The organism is Butyricicoccus sp. Marseille-Q5471 (assembly GCF_951230135.1).
GTDB lineage: Bacteria > Bacillota > Clostridia > Oscillospirales > Butyricicoccaceae > Agathobaculum.
Genome location: NZ_CATNVC010000002.1, coordinates 98,456 through 120,031, shown reverse-complemented (window position 1 = coordinate 120,031; position 21,576 = coordinate 98,456). Strand labels below are relative to the sequence as shown.

Annotated in this window: 23 protein-coding genes; 18 read left to right on the top strand and 5 right to left on the bottom strand. The window is 51.8% G+C overall.

The annotated features are described in order from the left end of the window. The first annotated feature begins 13 nt into the window (after positions 1-13). From QOX26_RS03100 to QOX26_RS14365, 13 genes are all read left to right on the top strand, one after another. Positions 14-745 carry an ABC transporter ATP-binding protein gene (locus tag QOX26_RS03100; RefSeq protein WP_283673427.1) on the top strand — a complete coding sequence of 244 codons (732 nt, stop codon included), beginning with the start codon at positions 14-16 and terminating at the stop codon, positions 743-745. Continuing rightward, complete coding sequence (locus QOX26_RS03095; protein ID WP_283673426.1) at positions 742-1,914, top strand: ABC transporter permease; 1,173 nt, start codon at positions 742-744, stop codon at positions 1,912-1,914. The genes QOX26_RS03100 and QOX26_RS03095 overlap by 4 nt, the downstream gene beginning before the upstream one ends. A 36-nt stretch (positions 1,915-1,950) precedes the next feature. Then, positions 1,951-3,783 carry an S-layer homology domain-containing protein gene (locus QOX26_RS03090; protein ID WP_283673425.1) on the top strand — a complete coding sequence of 611 codons (1,833 nt, stop codon included), beginning with the start codon at positions 1,951-1,953 and terminating at the stop codon, positions 3,781-3,783. 51 nt (positions 3,784-3,834) lie between these two features. Continuing rightward, on the top strand, positions 3,835-4,530 hold the full coding sequence (locus QOX26_RS03085) for a response regulator transcription factor (protein ID WP_283673424.1): 696 nt from the start codon (positions 3,835-3,837) through the stop codon (positions 4,528-4,530). Positions 4,531-4,549: 19 nt separating this feature from the next. Further along, positions 4,550-5,377: a histidine kinase dimerization/phospho-acceptor domain-containing protein gene (locus QOX26_RS03080; RefSeq protein WP_283673423.1), complete on the top strand. Its 828-nt coding sequence runs from the start codon at positions 4,550-4,552 to the stop codon at positions 5,375-5,377. A 48-nt stretch (positions 5,378-5,425) separates the two neighbouring features. Then, a complete protein-coding gene (locus QOX26_RS03075) occupies positions 5,426-5,821 on the top strand; it encodes a GHKL domain-containing protein (RefSeq protein WP_283673422.1) in 396 nt (131 codons plus the stop codon). Between the two features lie 393 nt (positions 5,822-6,214). Beyond that, positions 6,215-7,210, top strand: coding sequence for a LacI family DNA-binding transcriptional regulator (locus QOX26_RS03070; protein WP_283673421.1), 996 nt, complete (start codon positions 6,215-6,217; stop codon positions 7,208-7,210). 56 nt (positions 7,211-7,266) lie between these two features. Continuing rightward, a complete protein-coding gene (locus QOX26_RS03065; protein WP_283673420.1) occupies positions 7,267-8,250 on the top strand; it encodes a ComEC/Rec2 family competence protein in 984 nt (327 codons plus the stop codon). 2 nt (positions 8,251-8,252) lie between these two features. Beyond that, a complete protein-coding gene (locus QOX26_RS03060) occupies positions 8,253-9,263 on the top strand; it encodes a tripartite tricarboxylate transporter substrate binding protein (RefSeq protein ID WP_283673419.1) in 1,011 nt (336 codons plus the stop codon). A 69-nt stretch (positions 9,264-9,332) separates the two neighbouring features. Continuing rightward, complete coding sequence (locus QOX26_RS03055; protein WP_283673418.1) at positions 9,333-9,797, top strand: tripartite tricarboxylate transporter TctB family protein; 465 nt, start codon at positions 9,333-9,335, stop codon at positions 9,795-9,797. Between the two features lie 23 nt (positions 9,798-9,820). Continuing rightward, positions 9,821-11,314: a tripartite tricarboxylate transporter permease gene (locus QOX26_RS03050; protein ID WP_283673706.1), complete on the top strand. Its 1,494-nt coding sequence runs from the start codon at positions 9,821-9,823 to the stop codon at positions 11,312-11,314. 60 nt (positions 11,315-11,374) lie between these two features. After that, positions 11,375-11,872 (top strand): hypothetical protein, encoded by a 498-nt coding sequence (locus tag QOX26_RS03045; protein WP_283673417.1) that lies wholly within the window; start codon positions 11,375-11,377, stop codon positions 11,870-11,872. Between the two features lie 933 nt (positions 11,873-12,805). After that, complete coding sequence (locus tag QOX26_RS14365; RefSeq protein ID WP_442870205.1) at positions 12,806-12,922, top strand: IS3 family transposase; 117 nt, start codon at positions 12,806-12,808, stop codon at positions 12,920-12,922. Between the two features lie 305 nt (positions 12,923-13,227). Here QOX26_RS14365 and QOX26_RS03040 read toward each other — a convergent pair whose 3' ends face one another. Genes QOX26_RS03040 through QOX26_RS03025 form a run of 4 tightly spaced genes read right to left on the bottom strand, consistent with a single transcriptional unit; the run spans position 13,228 to position 16,502 of the window. After that, positions 13,228-13,920: a class II aldolase/adducin family protein gene (locus tag QOX26_RS03040; RefSeq protein ID WP_283673416.1), complete on the bottom strand. Its 693-nt coding sequence runs from the start codon at positions 13,918-13,920 to the stop codon at positions 13,228-13,230. A gap of 12 nt (positions 13,921-13,932) precedes the next feature. Then, positions 13,933-14,592 (bottom strand): HAD family hydrolase, encoded by a 660-nt coding sequence (locus QOX26_RS03035; RefSeq protein ID WP_283673415.1) that lies wholly within the window; start codon positions 14,590-14,592, stop codon positions 13,933-13,935. A 1-nt stretch (position 14,593) separates the two neighbouring features. Next, positions 14,594-15,580, bottom strand: coding sequence for a transketolase family protein (locus QOX26_RS03030; RefSeq protein WP_283673414.1), 987 nt, complete (start codon positions 15,578-15,580; stop codon positions 14,594-14,596). A 16-nt stretch (positions 15,581-15,596) separates the two neighbouring features. Beyond that, positions 15,597-16,502, bottom strand: a complete 906-nt coding sequence (locus QOX26_RS03025) for a 1-deoxy-D-xylulose-5-phosphate synthase N-terminal domain-containing protein (RefSeq protein ID WP_283673413.1) — start codon at positions 16,500-16,502, stop codon at positions 15,597-15,599. Positions 16,503-16,800: 298 nt separating this feature from the next. Here QOX26_RS03025 and QOX26_RS03020 point away from each other — a divergent pair, with 298 nt between their 5' ends. Further along, a complete protein-coding gene (locus QOX26_RS03020) occupies positions 16,801-17,847 on the top strand; it encodes a zinc-binding dehydrogenase (RefSeq protein WP_283673412.1) in 1,047 nt (348 codons plus the stop codon). 45 nt (positions 17,848-17,892) lie between these two features. Here the strand turns inward: QOX26_RS03020 and QOX26_RS03015 are convergent, their stop codons facing one another. After that, a complete protein-coding gene (locus QOX26_RS03015) occupies positions 17,893-18,849 on the bottom strand; it encodes a sugar-binding transcriptional regulator (protein ID WP_283673411.1) in 957 nt (318 codons plus the stop codon). A 135-nt stretch (positions 18,850-18,984) separates the two neighbouring features. Between QOX26_RS03015 and QOX26_RS03010 the strand changes: the two genes are divergently transcribed. The 4 genes from QOX26_RS03010 (at position 18,985) to QOX26_RS02995 (ending at position 21,533) form a co-directional block, all read left to right on the top strand. After that, positions 18,985-19,245 carry an HPr family phosphocarrier protein gene (locus tag QOX26_RS03010; protein ID WP_283673410.1) on the top strand — a complete coding sequence of 87 codons (261 nt, stop codon included), beginning with the start codon at positions 18,985-18,987 and terminating at the stop codon, positions 19,243-19,245. Between the two features lie 13 nt (positions 19,246-19,258). Beyond that, a complete protein-coding gene (locus QOX26_RS03005; protein WP_283673409.1) occupies positions 19,259-19,717 on the top strand; it encodes a PTS sugar transporter subunit IIA in 459 nt (152 codons plus the stop codon). A 29-nt stretch (positions 19,718-19,746) separates the two neighbouring features. After that, positions 19,747-20,040 carry a PTS fructose transporter subunit IIB gene (locus tag QOX26_RS03000; RefSeq protein ID WP_283673408.1) on the top strand — a complete coding sequence of 98 codons (294 nt, stop codon included), beginning with the start codon at positions 19,747-19,749 and terminating at the stop codon, positions 20,038-20,040. Positions 20,041-20,120: 80 nt separating this feature from the next. Further along, positions 20,121-21,533: a PTS galactitol transporter subunit IIC gene (locus tag QOX26_RS02995; RefSeq protein WP_283673407.1), complete on the top strand. Its 1,413-nt coding sequence runs from the start codon at positions 20,121-20,123 to the stop codon at positions 21,531-21,533. Positions 21,534-21,576: the final 43 nt, after the last annotated feature.

Below are 21,576 nucleotides of genomic sequence, written 5' to 3'. Positions count from 1 at the left end.
AAGGCGGTACACAATGGAACAGACTCCATTGATTGAATTTCAGGATATTCATAAAATCTATCATATGGGCGACAGCGAGGTGCGCGCCGCAGACGGCGTTTCCTTCCGCATAGACCGCGGTGAATTTGTTGCCATCGTCGGACAGTCCGGTTCGGGCAAGTCGACCTGCATGAACATCATCGGCTGTCTCGATGTGCCGACGAGCGGACGTTATTTGCTCGGCGGAACCGACGTTTCGACCATTGATGAGGACGCACAGGCCTCATTCCGCAACACCATGCTGGGGTTTATTTTTCAGCAGTACAACCTGCTGCCCCGTCTTTCGGTGCAGGAGAACGTTGAACTGTCGCTGCTGTATGCCAAGGTGCCGCCGCAGGAACGGGCAGAGCGGGCACGGCAGGCGCTCAGCCGTGTCGGTCTTGCGGATAAGATTCATCATCTGCCCAGTCAGCTTTCGGGCGGGCAGCAGCAGCGTGTGTCTATTGCCCGCGCGTTGGCAGGCGATCCTTCTATCATACTGGCCGATGAACCGACCGGCGCACTCGACAGCGGCACCAGCCGTGAGGTGCTGGATTTTCTGAGGCAGCTGCACGAGAGCGGGAACACCATCGTGCTCATCACGCATGACAACGCCATTGCCGCCGAGGCACAGCGCATCATCCGTCTGGCAGACGGAAAAATCGTCTATGACGGTTCGGCAGTCGCGGCAGAGCAAGTGCAGTTTGCAAAAGGGGTGGTGTCATGAGTCTGCTCCAATCGCTGCGTTTGGCACTCAAGAGCTTGGCAAGCAGCAAGGTGCGTGCGTTTCTGACCATGCTGGGCATCATCATCGGCGTAGCATCGGTTATCATTCTCGTGTCGCTGATGGATGGCATGTCGCGCCAGATGACAGACGAATTTTCCAAAATGGGCACCAACCGCCTGACGGTCGAGGTGTTCGGCATGGGACCGTCGCGCACGGTCGGGCCGGACGATTTGGATAAGCTCTACCGCGAGAACCAGTCGATGTTTGCGGCGATGTCACCCACGGTAAGCCTCACCGTGCGCACGACGCGCGGCACAACGGAACTCAAATCCACCAAGGTCATCGGCGTGGGCGAGCAGCATAACGCGGTCGACAAGCTCACGCTGTCACAGGGGCGTTTCCTAGGCTATATTGATGTTTCGCGACGCAGTAAGGTGTGCGTGGTTGGCTCTTATGTGGCAAATCAGGCGTTTCGCGGACGGGCAGTCGGGCAGATTATCAAGCTCAGCGGTGATGAATATAAAATCATCGGCGTGCTTGAAAAGAAGGCCAACGGCGAAAAGGGATCGGATGACGATCGCATTTTCGTGCCCTACACGCTTTCCTCCGCGCTTGGCGGGGGCGAGGTGTCGAGCTTTACCTTTTCCACAGCCAGTGCGGATAAGAACCCAGAAGCCAAGTCCGTAATAGACCAGAAGCTGTATGAAATTTTCAAAAGCCGGGATGCGTATTACATCATGGACAACGCCGAAATGGTAACCTCCATTAATCAGATGAATAAAACCATGACGCTGGTGCTCGTTGGCATTGCCGGTATCAGCCTGCTTGTCGGCGGCATTGGCATTATGAACATCATGCTTGTCTCGGTCACCGAGCGCACGCGGGAAATCGGCATTCGGAAGTCGCTCGGTGCGAAACGGCGGGATATCATGAGCCAGTTCGTCATTGAGGCGGCGACGACCTCGACCATCGGTGGGCTGATTGGCATTGCGCTCGGTGCAGGTGTGTCAATTGCAGCCGGAAAGCTGATGAACATGAACGTTTCTCCTTCGATGGGCGCGATGCTGATGTCCTTTAGTATTTCGGCGGGCATCGGTGTATTTTTCGGCTTTATGCCAGCCAGACGCGCGGCGCGGCTCAACCCGATTGATGCGCTGCGATATGATTAGAATGCTCTTAAAACGGCTCTAAGAAAGGAAATTATCATGAAAAAAGCACTTTCTCTATTGCTTTCGGCCGCCTTATTATGCGGCACATTCGGACTGTCTGCCGGCGCGGCAGCGGGTGAGCCGGCTGTCATCCGTCAGGTGGCCGCCGTGCTCGGCGTGAACGCCGAACAGAGCGGTACGGTCACGCGCGGCGCGTTTGCCCGCATGTTGGCAGGCGCGTCAGCCTATAAAAATCAGATTGCTGCCGTCGTCTCGCCCTATCGTGATGTGCCGCACAGCGACCCGTCGGCGGGCGCGATCAAGCTCGCGGCAGACAAGGGGTGGATGTCGGGCTATCTGGACGGCTCGTTCCGCCCTAGGCAAGCCGTCACTGCCGCGGAGGCTATGACCGCTGTACTGGGTGTCCTCGGTTATACGCCGGCTGATTTTGCAGGCAGCTATCCGCAGGCGCAGATGGCGCTCGCGGCAACGCTCGGTCTGCGAGACGGCATCTCGGCGGAGTCCACAAGCTCGATCAGCAACAGCGACTGCGCGCGATTGCTCTACAATCTGCTTTCGGCAAAGCCGAAAGAGGGCGAGCAGAAATATGCGCAGACTCTTGGCTACGCGCTTGACAGCGCAGGCAACCCGGACTATACTGCCATGCTGCAAAAGGCTACTGAGGGACCGGTCGTTGTGACAGCGGCAGGCTGGAAGAGTGCGTTGTCCTTTACACCGCAGCGCGTGTTCCGAAACGATGCGCCGGCTACGGCAAACGATTTGCAGCCGTGGGATGTGCTGTATTACGACCGCGTGGGACAGACTGTCTGGGCGTATGCGCGCCGTGTCAGTGGTACTTTGGAAAAGACCGCGCCGAACAAGCAGAGTCCCACATCAGTCACAGTTGCGGGTACGGAATACCCGGTTTTGGGTGCGGCAGTTGCGGCGCTCGGCTCGTCGGGCGGTTTGCCGCTCGGCTCAAATGTCACGCTGTTGCTTGGACGGAATGGGGAGGCAGTCGCGGCATATGCAGCGAGCGCCCTGACCAGTGAATTGGTCGGCGTGGTCATTTCCAGTGAAACAAAGAACTTCCCGTCGGCTACCGGCACGAATTTCGATGCACCGTCGGTCACGCTAATTGGTCTGGACGGTCAGAACTACACCCTGCGTGCCGACCGCAAGTACGAAACCGGTGCGCTGGTGCGCGTGACCTTTGCCACGGACAAGACAAACATCACTTCTCTTGGCAGCTCGGCTTCGGTTTCCGGCAGGGTTTCGGCCGCGGCAGGGCGCATCGGCAACACGCCGGTTTCGCCCACGGCCAATATTCTGGATGCAGACGAAACCGGTGGTGCACGCGTGTTCCTCAGCCGTCTGGACGGACTGAACCTCTCGTCCGACAATGTGCGTTGGGCAGAGACCAACCCTGCGGGAGAAATCACCGGCTTAATTTTAAAGGATTTAACCGGCGACCGCCACGCCTACGGCATCGTGCTTTCGGCCAAGGAGCAGTCGGAAAATATGAGCACGAGCGGCACCTACCGATTCTTGATTAACGGCGAGCAGAGCGACTTATCAACTTCGGATAAGCTGTTTGGCATTCAGCCGGGACCCGCGAAGTTTGTCCGTAAAAGCGGAGAAATCAGCAGTATTCGTCCGCTGAGCGAGCTTAAGCAGGTGGAATTGCTTTCCGGCATGACGGTTAAGGGCGGCGGCAAGGCGTACACGATTTCCGACCGCTGTGCGGCATATGTGGTCGTAAACGGCATGTATCGCCGGATTGATCGTAACGAACTAGACACCGGGCGTTACAGAATCCGCGCCTTTTACGATCGGGAGGATGCATTGGGCGGCCGCGTTCGCGTGCTGCTTGCGTCGCCGCGCACGTAATGCTGGTCAAGCGGTGCAACGTCCTGTATGATGGAATAAGGAGGCGGGGAAATGGAAGAGAAAAAGATTTTATTTGCAGATGACGATCCCGAAATCCGTGAGGTTGTGCGCATTTTGCTTGAAAGCGAGGGCATGACTGTGGTCGAAGCGGCCAACGGTGATCAGGCTGTTGAACGCATGGATGATACAATCGATTTGGTGATTCTGGACGTGATGATGCCCGGACGGTCGGGCGTGTCGGCCTGCGCCGAGATTCGCAAGCAATCGACTGTACCCATCCTGTTTTTGACCGCAAAGTCGCAGGATTCGGATAAAACTGTAGGATTCTCGGCGGGCGGAGACGATTATCTGGTGAAGCCCTTTTCCTATGCCGAGCTGACAGCCCGTATCAAGGCCATGCTGCGCCGGTACTGCGTGTACCGCGGCAAAGAGCCTGCGGAGGAGAGCGACACGGTTGCGCTGCCCGGCCTTACCGTTCACACCGATCGCGCCGAGGTCACGCGCGAGGGGGAGGCCATCCCGCTGACCGATATCGAGCACCGTATTCTGTTGCTGCTCGCTTGCCATCGCGGCACGATTTACAGCGTACAGCGGATTTACGAAGCGGTGTGGGAGGAGCCTTACCTTCCCAGTGCCAATAATACGGTAATGGTACACATCCGCAATCTGAGAAAGAAACTAGAGGATGATCCGCAGAACCCGCGATACGTGAAAAACGTGTGGGGAAAGGGGTATTTTGTTGGGTAAACGCATCAAATGGAAGCGGTTGAGTACCCAACTGCTTGCAGCCGTCATTGCCGCGCTGCTGCTTGCGGGCACGGTGCTTTTCGTGTCCAATTCTGCGCTGTCCGAGTGGTTTTACCGCTATTCAACGAATGATGCCTTCGCGCACCGGGAAGAACAGCGCTATGCGGATAAGCTGCAGGCATATGTGGATCAGCATAAGCTGTCCGGTACGGATACCGATGCGTTGGATCAATGGCTGCGCGATCATCGAAGTGTGCTGGTCATTCTCCGCCGCGACGGGCAGCCGATTTACAACGCGGGACTGCTCTGGACAGAGGAGGCTTCAGCGGATGACGCACCAGTAGCACAGTACGAGGTACAGTTTGCGGACGGTCCGGCGCAGGCGACCTTTCTCTGCTTTTTTGAGAATTACTATTTTGCAATCACCATCCTGTCACTGCTGCTTTCCTTTGTGGTATTTGTTGCGGTGCTGCTGACGCTGATTCGCAAGAAAACGCGCTATATTACCCGCATGCGGGACGAATTGCGTATTCTGGAGGGCGGTGATTTGGAATACACGGTGGCCGTACGCGGCGAGGACGAACTGGCCGATTTGGCGCGCGGCATCAACGACATGAGGCAGGCAGTCATCAGCCGTCAGCAGGATGAGCAGGAAGCGCGGGAGGCTAACCACGCATTGGTAACTGCTATGTCGCACGATTTACGCACCCCGCTGACGGCGCTGATTGGCTATCTCGACATCATGACTATGCAGAAGTGTAAGAATGAAGAGGAGCACGCGCGTTTTCTCGCACTCAGTCGGAGTAAGGCGCAGCAGATTAAGGAGATGTCCGATCGTCTGTTTTAGTATTTTCTGGTTTACGACAGGGAGGGGCAACCACTCGACCTGCAAGCGGTGGATGCGGCGTCGCTTCTCGGGCAGACGATGGAGGAAGGCCTGTTTGAACTGGAAAGCCGCGGCTTTACGGTTGAGCGGAATGCGCTGGATTTTTCCGGCCGTCTGTACGTCAATGTAGAACTCTTCCGACGTCTGATTGACAATCTCATCTCGAATGTTGGAAAATACGGCGATTCGACACAGCTGGTGCGGGCAGAATACCGTATCGAGCAGGGGATGCTGACAATCGGCCTGCATAATGCAGTGCGACAGGACGGAAATCGACCGGAAAGCACACGGATTGGCCTGAAAACCTGTGAAAAGATTGCGCGGGATCACCGCGGGACATTTACAAGCGAAACGGACGGACAGACGTTTTCGGTTTGTATTTCGCTGCCGTGTGAGGAAAAGTAAAAACCCAAAGAAGCGCCCTATCCGGGGCGCTTCTTTAGGTTTTGTGATAGGACATGCAAAAATCATATAAAGGCGGTTAGGGAAAATGGACTTGAGATGCTTATGGCGTAGTGTAAATCACCAAAAGATAGGGGGGGATATCGAATCAGTTCTACAAACGCACTGTGCAATAAAACAAAATTTTGTTCGAAAAAATATAGAGATATACAAAAAGAAAACGTTTTCGAGGAATGGATTGACAAATTATAGCGAGCATCGTAAAATATACACATGAGAACGTTTACATTCACTAAACGGAGAATTAGATTCACATTATTGTTATAATCCCTAATATCAACTGATATTTGGAAAGATACAAATCAAAAATGAGAACGTATACATAGGGGCGATTTTATGGCAGCTACAATTTTAGATGTTGCAAAGCTATGCGGGTATTCAAAAGCAACCGTGTCCCGCGCTTTTGCCAGTCCGGAGCAGGTTACGGACAAGACGCGTCAAAAGGTCTACGAGGCTGCACAGCTGCTCAACTACACACCGGATGCAATTGCCCGCGCCATGGTACGGGGCAGAACGGATAATATTGGTTTCATCATTTATGAAAAGCAATATCCTGTGGTTATGAATCCCTTTTATTCTGCGATTTTTGAGGCCGTGTTGCAAACTTGTGCACGCAAAGGATTTAGTCTATTTATTTCTTCCGATCGCGATTTATATCTTCCCAACGGCCAGATTGGCTTTAAAAAGCATATGGACGGCGTATTGCTTGCCGGACAGACCGATGCAGAAACAGTCATGGCGCTAAAAAGACAGAGTATGCCGATTGTGATGCTGAATAATGCATTAGACATAGAGGATCTGCTTTGCGTTACAACCGATCAATATGGTGGTGCGGTACTTGCGATGCGGCATCTTACGCAACGCGGCCATCGTAAAATCGGGTTAATTGCGGGCGCTTTTTCGCCGCATGTTTATATGGCGCGCTACAACGGGTATGTGGATGTGCTTCGTGAAATTGGCGAAGAGGTTGATATGCGCTTCGTGCAAACAATCGAACCTACAGTGGACGATGCTGTGCATCGCGTTTCCCAGATGCTTTCGCTGGAAGACCATCCGACGGCACTATTCTGCACCAACGACACGATTGCAATCGGTGCAATAAAAGCCGTATTGCGTGCGGGACTGCGGATTCCTGAAGATGTCGCGATTATCGGCTTTGATGATAGCGAAATCAGTCAGCTCATTGAACCGGAGCTTACCACCATTCATGTGGACAAAGAAAAAATGGGGCGCATTGCAGCAGAGGAATTGATTGCACAGATTGAGGGCAAAAAAACGTCGAAGCACATCATTCAAACTTCGGTATCATTGGTCAAAAGGCAAACGACCTGATGATAAAACGGCAGACAAATAGAATCTGCTAAAAGAATAAACAAGGGGGACATGCCTTGGAGATTAGCTTTATTAATGTAGGATATGGGGACGCAATTCTCGTACAAAAAGGCACATATACGATGCTTTTGGATGGCGGAAGTGCATGTGACGCTGAATTTGAAGGTTTTCCATATCGTATCCGTGCGGTGGATTATTTGCGTGATACGAAAGTGCAGGCAATTGATTTGCTCATCATATCACATATTCATGAAGATCACGTGTGTGGACTGGAACAGATTGTATATCAGATTCCGGTGCGGGAAATTGCAATTCCTTATGAGCCGTCTTTGTTTTGTCAGGAGCGAAGCTTCATTCCGCATGAAAATGCGCCGCGCAGTGCGCATCTGTTTGCACGGGCGCTTTCTGCGGTGACACGCATCATGCATTATGCGGAGCAAAACGGGATTCCGGTACATATGATAACGCCGCGCGTGCCGCCCGTCTTGTCTGCCGGGCTGGAGCTGCAGGTGCTCGCGCCTTCTGACACAAGACGTAAAAGCTTTGAGCAGCATTTAAAGCAGGCATTTACCGCAAAAGCCCCCACGGAAGAACTGGTGTTGCTGGACAGAATTTCAAACACCTACAGCTTGCTGTTAAAGTTGTGTGGCGATGGAGCGGAAATCTTACTTACAGCGGATAACTGTCCGAGCGAGTGGAGCGAAATTGATGATGTTGTATTCAAAAATGTAAACGTTCTCAAGCTGCCCCACCACGGACAAATCGACAGTATTGAAGAGAAAATTGCACAGATAATGCCGCTCGAATACGTAATAACTACTGCATCATCTGACCGGCGCTACCATAGCGCTTGCGCTTCGGTTTATCAGACACTGCAGAGATTGCATCCCGGCGTTCGATTTCTGTTTACAGATGAACGGGAATACCCACCGTTCTTTTGCAACCCTAATGGTGCACAGGCCATCAAAATTGTGGTTAATTCTGATAACATCATATCGGAATTTATCAAAATAGAAGCGTTAGAGAAAATGGAGGAATGAAAATGAAGAATTTGGTAAAACGAATCCTGAGTGCGGTCTTAGTATCCGGTATGCTTTTGTCCGTCACGGCTTGCGGACAGCCGGCACAGGGGGGAGCAAGTGCAGACGCTGGTAAATCTGAAGAAGCCTTTCCGACCAAGCAGATAACGATTATCATGCCTTGGAGCCTGGGCGGCGGGCCGGATACCATTGCGCGTCAGGTTGCGTCCTACGGCGAAAAATACTTGGGCGTTCCGGTTATCGTAGAGAATAAGAACGGCGGTGCGGGAACCATTGCGATGGCAGCTGCGCTGCAGGCGGCGGACGACGGATACAGCATGGTTGTTGCGAACGGCCCGCTTTTCTCCTTAACCCCCAGCTTCCAGAATGTTAACTATACGCTCGATGATATTACACCGCTGATCGGTATGCGCGAAGTAGAATTTGTTGTATTGACAAATGCTGAAAAGAGCGGCATCAAGACAATGGATGATTTGAAAGCATATGCGGCATCGGGAAAAACGATTAAGTATGCGACCACCGGTGGCCCGGGCAACGACAGCTATACAATGATTTCCGTGCTCTTTAAAAAGCTGGGTCTTGCGGCAGAGGCAGTTCCGTATGACGGCGGACAGGATGCCATCAACGCACTGGTTGGCGGACATGTGGACGTTGCCATCGGCTCGCCTCCGGTATACCGCGACTATGTGAAAAACGGCCAGCTGGCTTGCCTTGGTACTTTTATTCCGGAAGGAATCGATGTGGATGGCATTGGACATATCCCCTCGTTTAAGGAACAGGGCATCGACGCAGAGTTCATCGGTATGGACTATTTTGCAGTTCGCTCCTCTGTGGACGATGCAAAGAAAAAGGTGCTGACAGAGTTCATTCAGAAGGTATACGCTGACGCCGACTTCCAGAAGTTCATGGCTGAAATGGGCATGAAGGCATGGGAAGGTACTGAGGACGAAATCATCACCAAAATTGAAGAGCAGAAGGAATCCATGAAGGATTATATCGCACTGCTGAAATAAAATGTGTAGTCGAGTACGGCGTTTCATGTGAAGTGAAACGCCGTGTCGGCTGCCTAAGAGGGTGTGACTATGAAAATCAAATATAATTCGGAAATTATTTCCGGAATCGTATTTCTGGTGGCGGCAGCCATATTGTGGGTGCTTGTTCCAAGTCAGATTGATACGCTGGAAACCTCCGCAGTCAATGCTCAGACGATACCGCGTATTGCAATCGGCGGGATGTTCTTGTTTTCTTTGGGACTACTGCTGCAAGGTGTTTTTGCAAATGAAAAAAAGGTTGTTATACTCAATCGCAGCACATTCGCATCCGAGAGCTTTCGCAAGGAAATGCGCTCGGTACTCTATGCATTGATTCTTCTGGCCTATATCGTGCTGCTGACATTTGTAGGTTTCTTGATTTCCACTGCATTGCTTGTCGTTGCAATTTTACTGTTCTATGGCGTGCGAAAATGGTATTACTACGCGATTCCACTTGCAATGGTTGGCGTGGTTTACTTTGTCTTTAAAACCCTGTTGCATGTGTCGCTGCCGTAAGGAAAGGGGGAGATTTCGTGGAGATGTTTTTAAGCGGACTGCAGGTTCTGTTACAGTGGCAGAATTTTCTCATTATTCCGCTCGGATTGGCGCTTGGCATTGTTGTTGGTGCAATCCCCGGTCTTACTTCAGATTTAGGTATTATCCTGTGTATTCCGTTGACCTATGGCATGGAGCCTACCATGGCGATTCTCATGCTGCTGGCTATTTATTGCGGCGGCACATATGGCGGTTCGATTACGGCAATTCTCATCAATACACCGGGTACATCGGCAAATGCGGCTACGTTGTTTGACGGTTATCCGATGACAAAAAAAGGCATGGCATATAAGGCGTTGTCTATGGCACTGTTTGCGTCTACCATAGGCGGCCTTATCAGTGCGTTTGCACTTCTGTTTCTAGCACCGCAGATTGCGAAGGTAACGCTGCTGTTCGGGCCGGCTGAGTATCTGGCGCTTGCCGTATTTGGGCTGTCTGTTATCGCCGGTGTATCGAACAAAAGTATTTTCAAGGGTCTGATCGGTGCCTGTATCGGTGTGTTTATTTCTACAATCGGTATGGATGGCATCAGCGGTACGACTCGCTTCACATTCGGCAACCTTCAACTGATGAGCGGCATCAATTTGATTATTGCGCTCATTGGTCTGTTTGCGATTTCTGAAATCATGATGAAATCACAATATAATCCGCGCACAGACAAAAAGGTATTCGATGCTTCCAGCATTACGAAGTGCAAAATCACTAAAGAGGAGTACAAGCGGTGCCGAAAGCCAATTGGGATTGGTTCTCTGATCGGCTGTATTATTGGGGCAACGCCGGGAACCGGCGGCGGCCTGGCAGCGTTTATCGCATATAATCAGGTGAAAACATCCTCGAAGCATCCGGAAACCTTCGGAACAGGCGAAATCGAAGGGATTGCTGCATCGGAATCAGCCAACAATGGTGCGTGCGGCGCAACCATGATTCCGATGCTGACGCTTGGTGTGCCGGGTGACGGTGCAACTGCCATCCTGATGGGCGCTTTCATGATTCATGGCATGGTGCCGGGGCCGATGTTGTTTCGCGATCAGGGAAATGTTCTGTATGCAATCATGATTGGTCTAATCGTAATCAATGTATTCATGTACCTGATCGGCAGTGTTTTTACGCGCTTTTATGCACATATCACACGAATCCCTTACGAAATTTTGGGATGTATTGTATTGACCTTCTGCACTGCAGGTGCGTATTCGACGAGCAACAGTCTGTATGATGTTTACATCATCGTAATCGTGGGCATTGTGGCGTATTTCCTGCGCCGAATGGACTTTCAGCTGGTACCGATTTTGCTTGGCATCGTGTTGGGACCTTTGGCGGAAACGAATTTCCGCCGCGCACTGGTGCTGTCTGACGGCAGCTTGAGCATTTTTGTAACCCGTCCAATCAGCTTGGCATTTCTGCTGATTGCCGCCGGAACGGTGTTGCTCTTTGCCTGGAAAACAGCTCGTGCGAAAAAGATCTCACCCCGTCCGCGCTGACCACAGCAGGTAGCTCCGATAGCCAATCCCGGAAGCGCCGTGTCCTCCGCAGCGCAGAATGTGACGTTCGTCTCCGCAACGCAGGACGCCGTCATCACCTATACAACGAACGAATCGCTGGTTGCGATTACCGCCGCAGCGGGAGAAGGGGCTGCAATCTCGCCTTCTGGAACAACCAACGTAGTGAAGGGCGCTAACCAGACCTGCTATCTCTCCGTGTTGAGTGGCTATGTACTTAAAGATGTCACCGCGGACGGTGTAAATGTCGGGGCGGCAGCAAGCTATACCTTCCCGCACGTGACCGGCATCCATACCATCTCCGCAAGCTTTAAGGCAGAATCCGGGGCAACGCCGCCTGAAATTATAACAACCGCTCTGCGTACCGGAACGGTCAATGTGCCTTGCGAGGAAACGCTGAAAGCAACCGGGGACACGCCCGTAAACTGGTCTCTGGAAAGTACGCTTCCGGCGGGGCTTTCCCGGAATCGCTCCATGGACGTTCTTTCCGGCACACCCACAGAGAAAAATCATAACGTTTGCGGCATAGGCATCCAATGAGGCGGGCAGCAATTAAAACAGCTTTCTCTGACCCTAAACCCGGCAGGCGGCCCTGTGGCAGGGATTGGGATTCCGGTGAATTCGATGGCAAAGACCTGAAAACCGCTGTTATCGGTGTCGCCTTAACGAAGAACATGACCGTGTATGCGGAGTGGAGCAAAGAATCGGTTAGCGAGGTGCTGAATACTCACGATCATATTGCTTTTGGGCCTGCTAGGACATCGTGGAGGCCGCAAGCACCCACGAATATTTAAAGGATAGCAGCGGCACGGAAACCGGGAGTTCGTTGAACTAGTCTCCCTCGCTGACAATGGTGTCTACTGTGTAATTAAAGGAAATAGAGCCGGGGTGAATTCGCAAGAATTCACCCCGGCTTCTTTACGTCAAATTACACTTGCGAAAGCTGGTTGGAAAGCCTGGCAGCGTGCTTGCGTCGCCGTGTCCCGTCATGGGGAACCATCTACACGGTTTTCACATCCTCAAAATGGAATGGCTGCACACAGTTGAACAGCTTTGCTAAGGTCGTATATAATACACAGGAAGAAATGGAGAAGGGGCATGACATAAAGCGAGAAAGGTGAGAATTCACAGAAGAGCTCAAACGTCAATATGGGAATGATGTGTTAAAGCAAGCGGCGCTGATATTCGGACGAAAGTAATTGCGATACGGCAAAACGCGCACAAATACTCTATATCAACAATGTGTAAGGGCTTCAAAACCAGTAGAAGCAGTTGCTGTTATGAGGTCTCGTCCAAACTCGATGAAACGGCATTGGAACTAAGGTTTACACTGCTTTTCATGCCAATCGTGATGTCTGTGGCAGTCGTAAAATTAGGAAAGAACTTGCGAATATAATGAATTTGCAGCGAAAAATGAACTCGCCCGATGCTTTCACGGTCAAGAAAAGTATGCGGTCGTGGACAGTGATTTGACTGGTATGCGGGTCGCTTAAAAGTGGAATTCGAAGGCTATATTGGTTTAATCACCTGCGCATACGTGGTGCCTTGGACTATAGGTCGCCAGCGGAGTATAGACTACATACCTTATAAAAACTGTACGGAAAAGTGTTGACACTCCGTCCATCAGACAATGCAACAAGACGGTGGCAGATGCATTGTTCCATATTATCAAAAGCAGGCAATCCGTGGGGTGATGCCCGCCATTTCTCGTGAGAATTTGCTGTTGTATCTTGGTGCTTACAGATTAGCGTGAAAGGTGAAATATAATTAATGATGTGTTATTGCAATATGAGAGGGGCGCTGAGTGCTGCTCGGGTTGACAATGTTGAGTTTGTTTAGAGTATCAAAAGAGCCGCAGTCCTTTGGACTGCGGCTCCAGAACGTGATATTGTTTGCTAATCCAGTCGTTTTACCATGTTTTCCGGTATTTTAGCGGTGCCTTGTCCGTAATAGCTGAAAACATCGACCATTTGTTGAATCTGTGCATCGCTCATTTGCTTAAGTTGCCCGTTTGCAGAAGCGGCGCGCGCTGCCAGATAGCACTTCGCGGCCTCCTCAAGATACACAGCAGCATACAGCGCCTGATTCAAATCCTTGCCGCAGGTCATAACACCGTGCTGGGACAGAATGACCGCGTGACCGCTACCAATATATTTGACCGTATCAATACCCATGTCAATAGAACCGGCTGCTGAATACGGGGTAATTGGCACATTGCCGCCTGCAGCATTGGCCAGCGCTGTGATACAGACGCGAAATTCAGTAAGATCCGGCAGCAGCGAAATCGCAGTTGCATAAGGCTGATGGGTATGTATGACTGCATTAACATCGGGGCGCTCGCGCAGGATGTGCAGAATTGCAGGCGTGTCGGAGGACGGTTTGCGAGTGCCTTCGATTACGCTGCCGTCCAGATTCATGACGATCATATCATCCTCGACCATCTTTTCGTACATCATCCCGGACGGCGTCACGAGGATTTCACCGGTCGGCATGCGGACGCTCAGGTTGCCGCACGTCAGTGAAATCAGTTCATAGCGATCCAGAAGAATGCCAGCCTCGATTATCTCTTTTTTCGTGGTAGAAAACATAAGGTTTCCCTCCTAAAACAGTGAAATCAGTTCATGTGGGGTATGTACAACGAAATCCGGCTTGTAGCAGAGCAGCGTTTCAAGCGGCTGATACCCCCAGGCAACTGCTGCTGCGGCGACGCCTGTGTTGTGCGCGGTTTGCATATCCACATCGGTGTCACCTACGTATACGGCTTCGCTTCGACTGATGGAAAGCGTGTGCAACACGGCATCCAACGAGCGGGGGTCGGGTTTGGAGATGCTTTCCGGTGTCTGTCCTATACACACGTCAATCAAGTCGCTGAAAAACAGGTTGACCAGCGAGCAGGCGATTTGGTTAGGTTTGTTGGTAAGCACGGCGTTTTTAACGCCCATTTGCTTGAGCTCCGTAAGTGTTTCACGGATTCCGTCATACGGTTTGGTTAGATATGTGAAATCGGCAAGATAGCTTGCGCAGTCAAAATCCCGGATGCGCGGCGCGAGATGATTCATGTCCTCGGATGGGCAGCCGCCCAACTCCAGCAGCCGCTGATAAAACTGCGTGATGGACAGGCGGCACAGGTCTTGGCACTCCTCTACGGTGATTTCCCGCAGACCGAAGTGCGCAAGTGAGCGGTTGCAATAATAATGAATGGTGGGCAGTGTATAAAAGAGTGTGCCGTCCAAATCCCAGATGCAGGCACGAAAGCTCACATCAAACCTCCAGAAAATCGACGAAACGAACGTCGTCCAAATCCTTGTCCTCGATGCCGAGTACTTTTCCGGTCAAATCCTCAACCGCCGATACCAAATGCATGGCATCAATGCCGTACTTTTTCATCAGGTACATCTTCGAGGCGCCGTGCGGGTAGCTGTTCAGACCGATTTTAATCAGGCGCTTGCCGAGACCATTTTCCGCAATCACATCGGCAACTGCCGAACCGAGTCCGCCGATATTCAGATGGTTTTCGATAGTGACAACACCATATTTGCTCTTGGCAATCGCCTCAACGATGGTGGGGTCGGTGAAGGGCTTTAGCGTAGAGACGTGCATGTGCTGCACGGACACGCCTTTTTCCTTCAGAACAGCCGAAGCGCGCATCGCCTCCTCGGTGCAGATGGAGGAAGAGAGCAGCACAATATCATTGCCCTCGGACAGAACGCGAGCGCGGTTAAACTGCATCGGTTCGTTTGCCGGGAACAGGCGCGGCACCTCTTTGCGGAGCATGCGAATGTAAACAGGGCCGTTGCAGGCATAGGCCAGATCGAGCACGCCCTCGATTTCGGTTGCGTCGCCAATGTCGAAAATGGTCATGTTTGGCACAGTACGCAAAACGCCAACATCGTTGATAGACTGGTGGGTAACGCCGCCAGGCGTCGTGATACCGGGCACAAAGCCGACGAAAACAACCGGCAGATTGGGATAGGCAACGCTCATTTCGAGCTGATCCAGAATGCGGCGGTACAGAAACACGGCAAAGGTGTGCAGGAAGGGACGATACCCCTCGCGCGCCATGCCGGCGGCCCAGGAGCACATGTTCTGCTCAGCAATGCCCATGGTCAGATAGCGGTCGGGGTAGACGGCGCGAAATTTTTTGACCTCGCACGAAGAGCCGAGGTCGGCCGACATGACGACAACTTCCGGATGCTCCTTGGCAAAGCGAATCATGTTTTTTTCGTGTGTATTGACTTCGATTTTCATTCGGAACACCTCTTTCTCACATTGCGTCGTAAACGGCCTGAAATTCTGCGCGCTCCGCGTCGGGAATGCGGACAAAGTGCAGGAACGGCCAATGTTTTTCCAGCGGAGGCACGCCGGTCGTACCGCGGGTGCGGGCAATGACGACGAGCGGGCGACCTTCGTGATGCGTGTCAAACGCGGTTGCAAAAGCGTCAATATCGTGACCGTCAACGGAAACACAGGCCGCGCCAAAGGATTCAAAACGAGTAATCAGCGGCTCGATGGCCATCTGATCCTCAATTTTGCCTTCTACCTGTTGGCCGTTTGCATCAATAATGACAATGAAATTATCAAGGCCATAATAGCCGGCTGTCTGGATACATTCCCAGGTCTGGCCTTCCTGCAGCTCGCCGTCTCCCAATAGCGCAAAGACCCTACCGGTATCTCCACGGCGTTTGCGGGCATGAGCGGTGCCGGCTGCGATGGAGACGGTTTGTCCCAACGAGCCTGCGGTGTTTTCGAAACCGGGCGAGTGCTCGGCGCCAATCATCTCCATGTTCCAACCGTCGACGTTGAATTTATCCATGCAATCGGGGCTGATGCGTCCGGTTGCAGCCAGAGCGCAGTATATGACTGATGCATAATGGCAGCAGGAGACAAAAAAACGATCCTTATCGGCAGCGGGTGCACCGTTGTAGGCAGAACCCCGCTGGTAATCCATGTTATCGGGACCGGGAACACCGGGAAAAGGAATCGGCTCCCAGCAGCCAATCGAGGGTCCAAGATTCATCACGCGCGTGTACAGTGCGGCGATAATGTCCGCGGACGAGCAGGCCTGTGCCAAATAGCAGCCGCCTGTTTTGAGTGCAACACCGAGAATCTGCTTTCGGATGCTGGTGGCTACTTCCTGAATTTCTGCGGTGGAATAGTTTTTTTCCGCCATTGAGATTGCTCCTTTCCTGTAAGACCGGATGGTCGTGCAGACAGAATGATCGTAAGATTACTTGGCATGAATATTATTTCACATTAATGAACAAACGTCAACAAACAAATATCGTCAAAGATAGCCAAAAATTCGTTGAACGCCTTATGCAAACAGTAAAATAATACAATTAGAGCGAAGAATAGCCTTGACGAATTGGTAAAATACGCAATATAATGAGACGAACCAAAAGAACAGGTGTGAGAAATAATTAACAAATTCTCAATTACGAATCAAATTGAAGAGGAGGCGGATACCAGTGAAAGCTGTTGTGAAAACGGCGGTCGGCATGGATCAAATGGAATATCAAGAAATCCCCTTGCCCGAGGCAACGGGTGATTTGGTACAGATAAAAATTGCCTATTCCGGTATTTGCGGAACGGATCTGCATGCGTTTAAAGGATCCTACCCCAGTACCAAGCCGCCGGTCGTGCTGGGACACGAGTTTTCCGGCGTTGTCACCGCGGTAGGGCCGGAGGTCAAGCGCGTTAAGGTAGGGGATCGCGTGACGAGCGAAACCACCTTTCAAACCTGCGGGGTCTGTCCGATGTGCAAATCAAAGGATTATAACCTGTGCGGCAGCCGACGGGGACTGGGCACGCAAATCAACGGTTCAATGGCAGAGTATTTAGTAAGCCGCGAGGAAAGCGTACATATCCTGCCGGACAACGTCAGCCTGCTGTCAGCTGCGCTGACAGAGCCGCTGGCCTGCGGCGTGCATGCTGTTATCGAAAAAGGCAACATACAGCCGGGTGATTTTTGCGTGGTATTTGGCGCGGGCGCGATTGGTCAAATGGTGTCACAGGTTGCAAAAAGCCAAGGAGCTACCGTTGTTATGGCCGGCCTGACACAGGATGCCGAACGCTTTGAAATTGCCAAGTCCTGCGGCGTTGACCGCTGCGTCGACCAACTGAGCGAGGATCTCAAATCGATTGTAATGGGGTTGACCGATCAGGTCGGCGCGGACAAATGCTTTGAGTGCTCGGGTGCGGTGCCAGCGGCGAACAAGGCGCTGGAAATTGTCCGCCGCAAGGGCACGGTTGTGCAGATGGGCGTGTTCCCGGAATCACATGAGTGCATCTGGACGGATTTAATATTGCATAAAGAAATCGTTTATGTCGGTTCGCGCAGTCAAAAACCGAGCTCATGGGTCAAATCGCTTGAACTGCTTGCAGCAGGTACGGTGGTGCCAGAGAAAATCGTGACCTCATTTGACTCACTGGAAAATTGGCGCAATGGCTTTGACAAAATGATGCGCGGCGAGGGAGCCAAGGGTGTTATCACATGCGATGATACGCTGAAATAGAGCGCAAAAAAAGAGACCCCTGAGGGTCTCTTGCGGAGAATGAAACTATACGGGAACAGGCAGGCCGGATAGTCGAAGCATCTCGCGGGCAAGCGGTTCGTCCACCACTAACGTGTTGAGGTAGCGTCCTCGCACTGCGGCAAGCGTGCAGGCGGCCTTGTCGGCGCCCACGTTGATGCCGATGGACCAAGCCGGATGCCGCATCGCTTCGAGCGGTGCGGAGATGACAAAACGGTTGTCTAACGTTACCTCATGACCCTCGGCGTCGAACATCCGGCCGAGCAGACTGGATACTGCGCCGCGGCGCATCAACTCGGCGCGGTCTTCAGCCGTATAGCAGCCTGACTGATAGAGAGAGCCGTTCGGATCATCGAGCGAGCCGATGCCGCTGACAATAATATCAACGGAAAGCGCTTTTTTCAGCGTCATCTCAATTTGTGGTTCTGAGATAAGATAGTTGTGCACCAGCTCGCTGTCAACATACACTGGCGCATAAATGTTTGAATAGGTGCCGCCTAGTTTTTTGGAGATGCGCAGTGCAAGCTCCAAACCATCCACCCGGGGGTTTCCGGTACCGAGGCAACCGACCATCTGCACCACGTTTACATTATAGTATTCGGTAACCGGCATGGCATTGCACAGCGCTTCGAGCGCGCGCCCCCAGGAAATGCCAATTGACTGGTTGTTTTCCAAAACGGTGCATAGAAAATGAGCAGCTTCTTCGGCACATCGGCTAAGCGATTTGCCGTATTCATATTCACCCGCCAATACAAGCGCGTCGCGCAGTCCAAATGCGTTACGCAGGGCGCAGGAAAGCTGGGCATGCTTGTGAATCGGACTGTGTACGATGATTTCTACCACGCCGAGATCCTTGGCCTCGTCAAGCAGTCGAGAGATGGTGGGACGGGAAATCCCCATGATTTGGCTGATTTCCTGCTGGCTGAGCCCTTGCTGATAGTACAACTCGGACACGCGTACAAGTAAATCGGTTCGATTATCCATGCGATGTACTCCTTTTCAAATGCGGTGAACATATGTTCATTACATGAACACAGTATAGCGTGATTTTATGGGTCTGTCAACGAAAGTAAGCGAGTCTGAATCAAAAAAAACCAAAAGACAAAACGGAGGAAACATATGTTTAGTCAAAAGTTTACCATCAAAAACCCAACCGGTCTGCACGCGCGCCCTGCGGGACAGTTGGTGGCACTATGCAAAACGATACCGGATGCCCTTCGGCTCATTACTGATAAGGGTGTGGTAAATCCCAAAAATATTCTTGGGATTTTGACCGCAGGCTTGAAAAATGGTGCAGAGATTGTTGTGGAAGCGGAGGGAGGCAGCGAACAGCAGTCTGTTGAGAAAATCATTAAGTTCCTTGATGGATTGACCGAGTAAGGAGGCGATAAATATGGAACAGGAAACCTTCCGCGAGTTGATTTTACGAAATGTAGAGGCGAAGGATGCTGAGGATGCGATTCGGCAGGTCGGCCAACGTTTCTTAGAGGCGGGTTTCGTTCGGGATACTTATATCGATGCGGTGGTAGCGCGCGAAAAGATTTATCCGACGGGACTGCAGCTGGAGGAGATTGCGGTTGCCATGCCGCATACCGATCCACAGCACGTGGTGAAACCGGGCGTGTGTATCGCGCAGCTGAAATCTCCGGTGACTTTTGCACACATGGGTGAGCCGGAGGTTCAGGTGCAGGCAGAAATGCTGTTTATGATGGCGATTCAAAATCCGGATGAGCAGGTGGAACTGCTGCAAAAGGTACTCAGCGTATTTCAACAGCCGGCTGTGGTGGCGGCCTTCCGAGCGGCGGGCAGCGAAGAGGAATTATTTGAAACCGCGCAAAAGTACATAGGATGAATTTGGATTGGAATGAGGAGGAAATGACGATGAAAACGTGTAACATTTTGTGTGTCTGCGGTTCTGGCACGGTCAGTTCGGCAATGGTAGCCGGCAAGCTGAAGGAGAAACTCAAAGAGAAGGGCTGGGACGCGCATATGGTTGAAGCCAGTCCGAACAGCATTGGAACGGAAATTACAGGCAAGAAGTTTGATTTGATTGCGTGTGTCAGTCCGGTTTATGAGGAATTCGGCGTGCCCAAGGTCAAGGCTGTCGGCATGCTGACCGGGTTGTCGGAGGACAAAGTGGTCGCGGATTGCCTTGCGATTTTAGAGAAAGCATAAGAAGAATTGCCGTCAGCAATGGTTCGAGAGCATGGTTTGATACCAAAACAAAAATATGAAATGGTAAGGGGGAAATTTTTATGGCCAGTTTTTTTCAAGGATTAAGTAATGTGTTTTCAACATTCGGTGCGGCGGTTTTCGTGCCGGTCATCCTGTTTGTGATTGCAAAGTGCATGGGCGTATCTGGAAAGAAGGCATTTCAGACAGCACTGCTTTGCGCGGTCGGTCTGACAGGCTTTAACCTCGTCATCAACAGCTATTCCGGCATTATCGCACCGGTCGTCAACCAGATGGTTGAAAACGCCGGGGTCAACCTACCGGTGCTTGATACCGGCTGGCAGTCTACCTCGGTCATCGCCTATTCCACACAGGTAGGTCTGGTGTTTATCGGCGTAGCAATCGTGCTGCAGCTGCTGCTGTTTTTCCTAAAGTGGACCAATGTTTTTATGGCATCCGACTTATGGAATAACTACTCGTTTATGGTGTGGGGCTCCATGCTGTATGCATTGACCGGCAATATGCTGCTTGCGATGGCGCTGATGGTGATGCAGCTTCTGTACATCCTGCTGTTTTCAGAGGCTTGCGCAAAGCGCTGGTCGACCTATTATGATTACGAAAACTGCTGTATGACCGCACCACACCATCTGGAGAGTCTGCCGTTTGCAGTGCTAATGAACTGGCTACTGGGCAAAATAGGCTTTAACAAAATCAAGCTCAATGCACAGAATCTGCAGAAGAAGCTGGGCATTCTCGGCGAGCCTATGTTTATCGGCCTGATTGTGGGTGCGTTAATCGGCGTAATCGGCAATTTCAATTCCTTGTTCGGCGCAGGCGCGCTGACGGCTTGGGGCACGGTTTCCTCGGCAGCTGTTTCCACAGCGGCAATCATGGCGGTATTCCCCAAAGTGGCCGGCATTTTTGCAAGTGCCTTTACCACGCTTACCGACGCTTACAAATCCAAGGCGGCAAAATCAGGCGAAGGCCGCGAATGGTATCTTTCGGTCAATGATGCCTGCGGCTATGGTGAGCCGAATACGCTGGTTAGCGGTATCATTCTGATTCCGATTATGCTAGGTCTTGCGTTCATTCTTCCGGGCAACACCATTCTGCCCATGGCTGATTTGTGTGCGCTGCCGTACATGGTTGAAGTATTTGTTTGTATTTCCAACGGCAATATTGCCAAGAGCGTGCTTTCCGGCGCGATTTGGTTCTCACTAGGCATGATTGTCGCCTCGCAGCTTGCTCCGACCTTTACGCAGGTCGCGGTAGATGCGGGCTTCCAGCTCTCGCAGGCGGGCGTTTACGTTATCAGCTTCGGCATTATGTGCCACCCGCTCATCGCAGGCTTGTTCTATGCATTCTGGTCGCAGAATCCGGTGATTATTGGTGCAGTCGTTGTGCTTTACTTTGTACTGTACTTCCTGTTCAGGAAGAATCGCGGTCGCTTCATCGACTATTTGGAGCGCAGCGCAAGCGAATACGTCGCAGGCTAATCCGCTGAAGAATCGGCTGACGACAAAACATCCTTTGATGAGC